Source organism: Streptomyces sp. NPDC096193, from assembly GCF_040302905.1.
GTDB lineage: Bacteria > Actinomycetota > Actinomycetes > Streptomycetales > Streptomycetaceae > Streptomyces.
This window is the reverse complement of sequence record NZ_JBEOSJ010000045.1, coordinates 23,088-30,378: the sequence shown is the minus strand read 5'-3', so window position 1 is coordinate 30,378 and position 7,291 is coordinate 23,088. Positions and strand designations below refer to the sequence as shown.

The 7,291-nt window shown below is 67.3% G+C and carries 8 protein-coding genes and 4 pseudogenes; 7 read left to right on the top strand and 5 right to left on the bottom strand.

The genetic code is table 11. The annotated features are described in order from the left end of the window. Positions 1-85, top strand: a pseudogene (locus tag ABTX78_RS34955) (IS5/IS1182 family transposase); the annotation flags it as partial. A gap of 138 nt (positions 86-223) precedes the next feature. Beyond that, a pseudogene (locus ABTX78_RS34950) lies at positions 224-974 on the top strand (transposase). Between the two features lie 9 nt (positions 975-983). Here the strand turns inward: ABTX78_RS34950 and ABTX78_RS34945 are convergent. Further along, positions 984-1,193: pseudogene (locus ABTX78_RS34945) on the bottom strand (IS256 family transposase); the annotation flags it as partial. Positions 1,194-1,273: 80 nt separating this feature from the next. Here ABTX78_RS34945 and ABTX78_RS34940 point away from each other — a divergent pair. Together ABTX78_RS34940 and ABTX78_RS34935 are read left to right on the top strand one after the other, a co-directional pair. After that, entirely contained in the window at positions 1,274-1,891 is a 618-nt protein-coding gene (locus ABTX78_RS34940; protein WP_352210795.1) for a GNAT family N-acetyltransferase, read from the top strand. Between the two features lie 40 nt (positions 1,892-1,931). After that, positions 1,932-2,863, top strand: a protein-coding gene (locus tag ABTX78_RS34935) for an IS5 family transposase (RefSeq protein WP_502994058.1) whose coding sequence is annotated in 2 segments (ribosomal slippage) — positions 1,932-2,318 and positions 2,321-2,863 — 930 coding nt in all. Because the reading frame shifts where the segments join, the coding sequence is not laid out codon by codon here. On the opposite strand, the pseudogene ABTX78_RS34930 reads toward ABTX78_RS34935, so the two are convergent. The 3 genes and pseudogenes from ABTX78_RS34930 to ABTX78_RS34920 all read right to left on the bottom strand — a co-directional run. Next, positions 2,821-3,027, bottom strand: a pseudogene (locus ABTX78_RS34930) (IS256-like element IS6120 family transposase); the annotation flags it as partial. The gene ABTX78_RS34935 and the pseudogene ABTX78_RS34930 overlap by 43 nt on opposite strands. Before the next feature lie 333 nt (positions 3,028-3,360). After that, on the bottom strand, positions 3,361-3,723 hold the full coding sequence (locus tag ABTX78_RS34925) for a DUF2267 domain-containing protein (RefSeq protein WP_352210792.1): 363 nt from the start codon (positions 3,721-3,723) through the stop codon (positions 3,361-3,363). Between the two features lie 105 nt (positions 3,724-3,828). Further along, complete coding sequence (locus ABTX78_RS34920; protein WP_352210791.1) at positions 3,829-4,041, bottom strand: hypothetical protein; 213 nt, start codon at positions 4,039-4,041, stop codon at positions 3,829-3,831. A 136-nt stretch (positions 4,042-4,177) separates the two neighbouring features. Between ABTX78_RS34920 and ABTX78_RS34915 the strand changes: the two genes are divergently transcribed. The 3 genes from ABTX78_RS34915 (at position 4,178) to ABTX78_RS34905 (ending at position 6,233) form a co-directional block, all read left to right on the top strand. Beyond that, entirely contained in the window at positions 4,178-4,486 is a 309-nt protein-coding gene (locus tag ABTX78_RS34915) for a DUF2795 domain-containing protein (protein ID WP_352210790.1), read from the top strand. Between the two features lie 695 nt (positions 4,487-5,181). Next, entirely contained in the window at positions 5,182-5,841 is a 660-nt protein-coding gene (locus tag ABTX78_RS34910) for a hypothetical protein (RefSeq protein ID WP_352210789.1), read from the top strand. A gap of 50 nt (positions 5,842-5,891) precedes the next feature. Further along, complete coding sequence (locus tag ABTX78_RS34905; protein WP_352210788.1) at positions 5,892-6,233, top strand: hypothetical protein; 342 nt, start codon at positions 5,892-5,894, stop codon at positions 6,231-6,233. Between the two features lie 57 nt (positions 6,234-6,290). On the opposite strand, the gene ABTX78_RS34900 is transcribed toward ABTX78_RS34905, so the two are convergent. Further along, positions 6,291-6,455 carry a hypothetical protein gene (locus tag ABTX78_RS34900; RefSeq protein ID WP_352210787.1) on the bottom strand — a complete coding sequence of 55 codons (165 nt, stop codon included), beginning with the start codon at positions 6,453-6,455 and terminating at the stop codon, positions 6,291-6,293. Positions 6,456-7,291 lie beyond the last annotated feature (836 nt).

Here is a 7,291-nt window from a genome sequence, read left to right as displayed (position 1 = left end):
TCGGCGGGCCAGATGCTCCACTCGTCGCATCGGCACCATCGTCCAGGCCATCCACACCCTCATGACCTGCACGTATTCAGGATGAAAGAGGTTCACTGAGCTCTTTCAGTGTGGCCACTGATCGGGTGATGCCGGTGAGGTGGTGTGGGGGTCGCAACGCACGAGGCTCCTGCGCCGTTGAGAGAGGTGTTCGAAGTCTCAACTCATCGGCGCAGGAGCCTCGTTGGTTTTCCATCCTGCCGCACTCGACCTGCCTCACGCCTTGGTCGAGTGGGTCACGATGCTCATCGTCACCCGCGAGAGTGATCGACGGTGCAAACTTCCGCCGCACCAGCGTGCGCTCGTCGCTCTTGTGTACCTGCACCGTCATGACACCCTCTCCCGCATCGCGGCAGGCTTCGGCATATCCGTCGGTACCGCGCACGCCTACGTCACGGCCGTCGTCGAGCTGCTTGCCGACCGGGCTCCGGGCCTGCTGAAGGTACTGCGTGAGCAGGATCCGGACTTCGTCCTGCTGGACGGGACCCTCGCCGAGTGCGACCGTGTCGGCGACAGTCGGGGTGACTACTCGTCCAAGCACCGCCGACACGGCGTGAACGTGCAGGTCGTCACCAATCCCGCCGGCGAAATGCTGTGGATCTCGCCCGCATTGCCGGGCCGCACCCACGATCTGACCGCAGCCCGCACCCACCGCATCATCCGGATCTGCGAGCGACAAGGCGTCCCGATCCTCGCCGACCGGCGCCTACACGGGCGCCGGCCCCTGGGTCACCACTGGTCTCAGACGCCCACCCGGCGGTGAACTCACCCCCACCCAGCGCGCCGTCAACCGCGCCCTCGCCCAGGCGCGAGCACCCGTCGAACGCGGCATGGCACGACTGAAGTCCTGGCAGATCTTCCGCAGATCCCGCATCAGCCCCAACCGGATGTCCGTCATCACCAACGCCGTCCCCACCCTGGAGAGGCAACGCTGAAAAGGCTCACTGCTCCAACGCGGGCACGAAGTCGCCGGAGGACAGGCCATGCAAGGAGAGCAGCGGCAGCGCCTCACTGCTCTTCGGGCTCTTGCGGCACCACGGCGGAAGTATCGCCGAGGAGAACCGCTTGCCCTCGCCCGATGCCGGGTCGGTGCGCTTGTCGTTCACCCTCGGAGCCCGAACCTCGACCGCCCCGGCCGCAGTGGTGACCTTCCTAGGCCTTGTCTCCCCGATCACGGGGTTGTGTGGCGAATATCAGGAGGACGTCGGGCGGATCGGCCGGACACAATGCGGCCATGGTTGATCACGTTCGAGACGCTTCCCGCCCGGATTTCCTCAGCAAGCCGTCGCTGAGAGGGGAACAGGTGCTGCTCCGGCCGGTCATGGTGGATGACGTGCCTGCGCTGATGCCGATGTTCCTGGACGCAGAGGCATCACGGCTGACCGGCAGTCATGACGACGGTGTGCCCGACGAGGGGCGAATACGTACCTGGTACGACAGCCGTCAAGAGCAGGATGACCGGCTGGACCTTGCCGTGGTCGAGCGGGCGACGGGGAACGTCGTCGGCGAGGCGGTCCTCAACGAGTGGGACCCGGGCAACGAAAGTTGCAGCTTCCGTATCTGCCTGGTGCCCGGCACTTATGGATCTGGCCTGGGGACGGAGGCGACCCGTCTGATCGTCGGGTACGGCTTCGAGAAGCTGGGGATGCACCGCATCTCGCTGGAGGTCTACGCGTTCAATCCGCGAGCCCGCCGCGCCTACGAGAAGGTGGGGTTCGTCGCCGAAGGCGTACTGCGTGACGCGCTCCTCTGGGAGGGCGAGCGGGTGGACGCGACAGTGATGTCGATCCTGGCGCCGGAGTGGTTCCAGCACGGTGGACATCCGGAAACAGCCGGTCACGCGTCAGTCTGACCGTGCCGCTGGTGTCAGGTCGCTCGTTGTGCCGCTCATGATGAGCCGGGGTGATCTGACCGACGCCGAGTGGGCCGTGCTGGAGTCACTGCTGCCGGTGAGCAACAACCGATGCGGCCGGTGGCGGGACCACCGCCAGGTGATCAACGGGATCATCCACCGGCTCGGCACCGGGGTGCAGTGGCGAGAACTCCCTGAACGCTTCGGCCCGTGGAAGACCGTCCACAAGCGCCACCTGCGCTGGTCGGCCGACGGCACCTGGGAACGCCTGCTCCACCACCTCCAGGCCGTCGCCGACGCGGCGAGCGACATCGACTGGAACATCAACGTCGACTCCACCTCGATCCGCGCCCATCAGCACGCGGCCGGTGCACCGAGGAAGCCGCCACCGGCCCTGCTGGCTGGGGCAAAGGGGGCCGCGCGAAGATCAGTTCATGTGCGCGCGCACATGCGCCGCAGCCGCCGGGAGGCGGTGGCGCACCCGGCGAGGCCCTGGGCCGCTCGCGTGGCGGGCTGACCACGAAGGTGCACCTGGCCTCGGACGGGCAGTGCCGTCCGCTGGCCTTGCTCGTCACCCCGGGGCAGCGGGCCGACTGCACCCAGTTCATCCCCGTCATGGACAAGATCCGGGTCCCGCGCGCGGGTTCGGGCCGGCCACGGCGGCTGCCGGACAGCGTCAGCGCGGACCGCGCCTACAGCAACAGCAAGATCCGCACCTACTTGCGACGCCGGGGAATCAGCCATGCCATCCCGGAAAAGCGCGACACCATCGCTGCCCGTAAGCGTCGAGGCTCACGCGGCGGGCGGCCACCGGGCTTCGACACCGAACGCTATGCCGCGCGGAACACAGTGGAACGGGCCGTGAACAAGCTCAAGCAGTTCAGAGCCGTCGCCACGCGCTATGACAAGAGGGCCTACGTCTTCCTCGGAACCGTCACCGCCGCGGCCATCCTCATCTGGCTCCGCTCGTGATCGGGGAGACAGGGCCTAGACTGATGGCAGCTGTTACGGACCACCACGCGCCGCCCCTTCTCGTCGCCCTCGTCCGCCAACTCAACTATGTAGGCGTTGACTTCAGCCTCCAGCGCGGCCGCCAGCATGCGGCGGGCCCCCTCGCGGACGATTTCGTCGATCAGGTCCCTGCGGCGTGGTGCCGTCCTCGTTGACTACCGTAAGCAACGGGCGTGCCTGCCCGACCGACGCGCCAACCTCGGCCCAGTCCCCGGTCGGCGAGGCACTGGCCGGGATTCGATGGAATCCGCGGCATAACACCCGACATGCATGGCCAAAAGCCGGTCACGGACCAAAGGCCGGCCACGTCCGCCGCCTTGAATGCGGCACCGGACAGCGCACATGCCGCCAAACCGATTCTTCCAGCCTCCCACCGGCCAGGTGGATGTCAAACAAGCACTTGCGAGCGATTCTGATGGCGTGCGCGCAGCCGTATTCGGGCGCCGGGATGTCCGACGCTAGATGTTCTGGAACTCGTTCGGCAGTTGCGCCATCACACCCTGGAACTCCGTGTCGGGGACGGCCTCTTCCAGAGTCATGAAAACCGCCGCAACGCCCCTGCGCGCCACGGCCTCATCGGCGCCCGCACGCTCACTCACTCGCCGGACGAACTCGGCAACGCCGAATTTCTGGGCGACATCCTCCGGTGGGACCAGGGGCGGGGCGATCTCGGCGGGCAGGACGCCGGCCAAGTGCCTGGCCTCGCCGCCGGTGATCCGCTCGGCCAGCGTCATCATCGTGGCCCGGGTCAGCTCCCTAGTCTGCTCCTCGGGCACGTGGGCCCGCCGGCTGACGAACCGGACGAACTCGTCGCTGTCCATGGCGCCTCCAATCCTGTCAACCCGCCACGGGTACCGCGCATGCACTGCCCCAACGGCGATCGAAATGCCGACGCGGACCTCGCGGGCTGGTGCCGAAAGTGCCGGTCACTGCCCGCCCTCTTCACCTTCCTTGGTAAAGGGGCGCACCGCATCCAGCAGGACCCTCAATGCACCGGTGAGCATCCCGACCTCGGCGACGCGCTGGGCGTACGGGTCCTGCGGGTACTGCCCCTCGGCCTGCTCGGCGCTGTTCGCCAGGATCTGCTCGGCGGCCTGAGCCGCGGCGCGCAGGGCAGCACGTTCCATATTGCTGGGCATCTGATCTCCCCTGGATTCGGGCGTCGTGCACAGGATTCCCCGGAATGCTTCGAGATCGCCAGCAGCCGGTTTTGCCGGGAAGCCACAGGTAGGGCACGAGTACGAAGTGCCCCGGGACAAAAACTGAGGAGGAGATATGTCCTCCACAAGCGTACGGGACGTGCTGGACGCACTGCAGGACGTCGACTTCTCTGCGGACGAAGAGGAACTGGTCCAGGCCGCCGAGAATGCCGGAGCGCCCGAGGAAGTGGTCAAGGCGCTTCGCGCCATTCCCCCGGGCGAGTACGGCAACCGGGATGAGGTGGCCAGGTCGGTGCGCGTCGACCTGGCATCCGACCTGGACCTGAGCGCGGCGCAGGCCCGGCGCGGCGGCCGCCGCGGCGAATCGCAGCACCTGCGCGACGTCCCCAAGCCGTCGGTCCAGGACGAACTCGACCAGTCCTGATCCGCCCCGCACGGCATGCAGACACCGGAACTTCCCATGGACAGCGAATCGAACACGTTCGCCGCGGCCTGACTTCCGGGGCCGGAGGTGTGTGAGCAACCTCCCGCCGGGTACTCGGTTACACCAAAATGCCGGAGACGTAGCTCGTGGCGGTGAGTTCTGATGACGCTACCCGCACGCCGACAGCGAGCCGGCGCCCTGGCGGAGCCCGGGGTCACCGCGTGGACACGCAACCCGTCCATCGGGTGCACGGCGCCTCCGCCCGCCATGTGACGGCCTGGCTGGAGGAGGCGCGGCGACTGGATCACCAGACTGCCGATGTGGACGCGGCCCTGGCCAGGGCCGAGGAGAGCCTGCCTGAATCCGCAGGGATCTCCGGCACCCGGCACCAGGCTGGTCCTGCGCAGCGATCTGAACGCCATGGAGCACGGCGCCGTCGGCCTGCGCTCCCTTTGCCGGACCTTCGCCGACCTACGACTCATAAGTCGACTGGACCTCGACAGGCGCCTGCGCGTCTCGCACACCCCGAGGACCGCCCGGGAGCCCGGCGCCGACGCCACCGGACACCCTGGGAGGTCTGCTGCGTTCGCTGCGGTCCGGCGAACTGCGGGGGTAATGGGCCGGTCGCGTGGATCCGAGCACGAGCGTTCGGCCGCTCCGGACGATGAAGAACACATCGCGAGCTGGGAGGAACAATGCGGAACCGGACACTGAGCAAGATCGGCACACAGCTGTTGCGTCTGCGCCACGACTCGTCACAGAGCTCACAGGACCGGGCGGCGCCAGCCGACTACGGACTGGACCACAGGCAGGTCGCCGAATTCGTCGCCGGCACCCTGGACGCGGAGGGCGAGGCGGCGCTCGCCCATCAGGTGGCGCGGCTGCTGCCCTTCCACTGGACCTGGCCCAACCGGGTCGCGGCGGAGATGTCGCAGATCATGGACCACGTCGGTGATCAGCGCGAGCTGATGGCCTGGCTGGATCGGCACCTCGGCCTGCCACGGCTGGTGGCCCGCCTGTACGTCTTCATAGGCCTCCTCGACAGGTACAGCGCGGTGCCCGCGGTCGTGACCGCAATGCGTGAGTACCGGGAGCGGACACTGTATCCGCCGGGCCTGGAGTCCTACTTGGTGCCTGCCACCGATGACGACACGCTCGCGAGCATTGCTTTCAAGGTCGAGAAACTGCTCGGCGAGGAGCGGACCCGGGAGGCCGTCGAACTGGCCCTGGCCACTGCGGCATGGCTGCAGCAGATCGCGCCGCGCGCGCGGGAACTCACTCCTGAGGTCGGCGACTTGAACGAGCTGATGGGGCAGGCTCGACAGGATATCCAGGCGGCAGCAGCCGACATCTGATCACGACTGTCGATGGGGTGGTAAACGGCACGACGGTGACACTGAACGCGATGGCGTTCAACCACGCAAAGAAGCTGACCGAAGAGGGCCGGATCGTCCTGGACGACCGGGACGAGTGGAGCGAGCACCGGCCTTCGGCAGCGGACGAGAATGCCTCCCTCGAGGAGCACGGATTCAACGAGTACGCCAGGCGGTACCTGGGCATCGATGACGAGATCGGAGAGGAGACCGAAAGCCGGTACAAGTTCCCCTACGGCGATTTCGAGCGCGGCCACCGCTGCGGTGTGCTCCCTGCCGAGATATGCGCGGGACAGCAGAAATACGCGGACATCGAGAACGCCGCCGTGCACCTGCACGGACTGCTGGACGGCAGGCGGGCCGGGAACCGGTGACAGCGCCGGGAAAAGTGCACCCTCACCCGGCCCCCGGCGACGGGTCGTCCAGTGGCGCTAGGCGTCGTCGCCCCGCTCGCCCTCCGCCTGGGACGGCTCAGTCCGGGGGACATCCGGGTGCTGTTCCGTTGCGATACGCTCGCCCGTCTCGTCCCGCTCGCCCTCGGCCTGCGACGGTGTGCGCGAGTACCAGGCGTCGTAATCAGGGGCTCCGGATTTCATGACGGGCCTCCTTCGTCGCTCACGTCCATCCTTCCCTCTCAGGCCGTGGTGGAACGTCTGCGGCCTCACCGTGCGAACGTCAATCCAGCGTCGTCCAGAGAGGCAATCAGCGGCCGGACAGCGCCCGCACCATCGGCCGTCGCTAGGTCGTCCGCACCGACGCTTGCCGGCGCTGGTCCCTCACGCAGGGAGAATGAATGCATCAACTACGAAAACCAGGGTGAACCGGTGACCCACGACCTCGCAGGCGGGTACCACCAGAACCGACGGTGAACGGCCTGCAGCCGAAGATCATCGGCCTCGGACCCGCTGGCAAAGCGCATGTTGTGATCGGCGGCGTGGCCGCTGCGGTGGCCGGAGCCGTCCTCATCGCCCTTCCAACCGCCGCGCTACCGCGGCTGCCACGGTGGTGGAGGAGGGCGGGGAGGACACCGAGCACCCATCGGCCGGTGAACCAACCATGTAGGTGGCTCCTACATGTGCGGTCACATGTGCAGCAAGAAGGTCAACCCCACCATCGTGAATCACGACTGCTGCGGCCGGTGCCGGCTCGGCCGTGACTGCCAGAGTGCTGCGAAACGCGACTACGACGACCCCGGCACCTTCGCTCACAACTACTTCGAGGCGTCCTTGCGCCCCGGTGTCTGCGGGGGTGCGGGCGAACCCTCGAAGAACACCCGAGGGTGTTCGACTTTCACCACGGGGGTCCGCCACCGTCGAGGCTCGTAAGGTGCGGCCGCACAGCACCGAAAATTGGGTGGTGTACCCGTCAACAACGTCGGCACACGCGTTCCTGGAGATCACGCCAGAAACATGCCCCCTTTTGGTCCTGGCGG

Coding starts and splice junctions, on each gene's coding strand:
- ABTX78_RS34940 (WP_352210795.1), top strand. CDS start 1,274: ATGGTTGATCACGTTCGAGACGCTTCCCGCCCGGATTTCCTCAGCAAG.
- ABTX78_RS34925 (WP_352210792.1), bottom strand. CDS start 3,723: ATGGACAGCGACGAGTTCGTCCGGTTCGTCAGCCGGCGGGCCCACGTG.
- ABTX78_RS34920 (WP_352210791.1), bottom strand. CDS start 4,041: ATGCCCAGCAATATGGAACGTGCTGCCCTGCGCGCCGCGGCTCAGGCC.
- ABTX78_RS34915 (WP_352210790.1), top strand. CDS start 4,178: ATGTCCTCCACAAGCGTACGGGACGTGCTGGACGCACTGCAGGACGTC.
- ABTX78_RS34910 (WP_352210789.1), top strand. CDS start 5,182: ATGCGGAACCGGACACTGAGCAAGATCGGCACACAGCTGTTGCGTCTG.
- ABTX78_RS34905 (WP_352210788.1), top strand. CDS start 5,892: ATGGCGTTCAACCACGCAAAGAAGCTGACCGAAGAGGGCCGGATCGTC.
- ABTX78_RS34900 (WP_352210787.1), bottom strand. CDS start 6,455: ATGAAATCCGGAGCCCCTGATTACGACGCCTGGTACTCGCGCACACCG.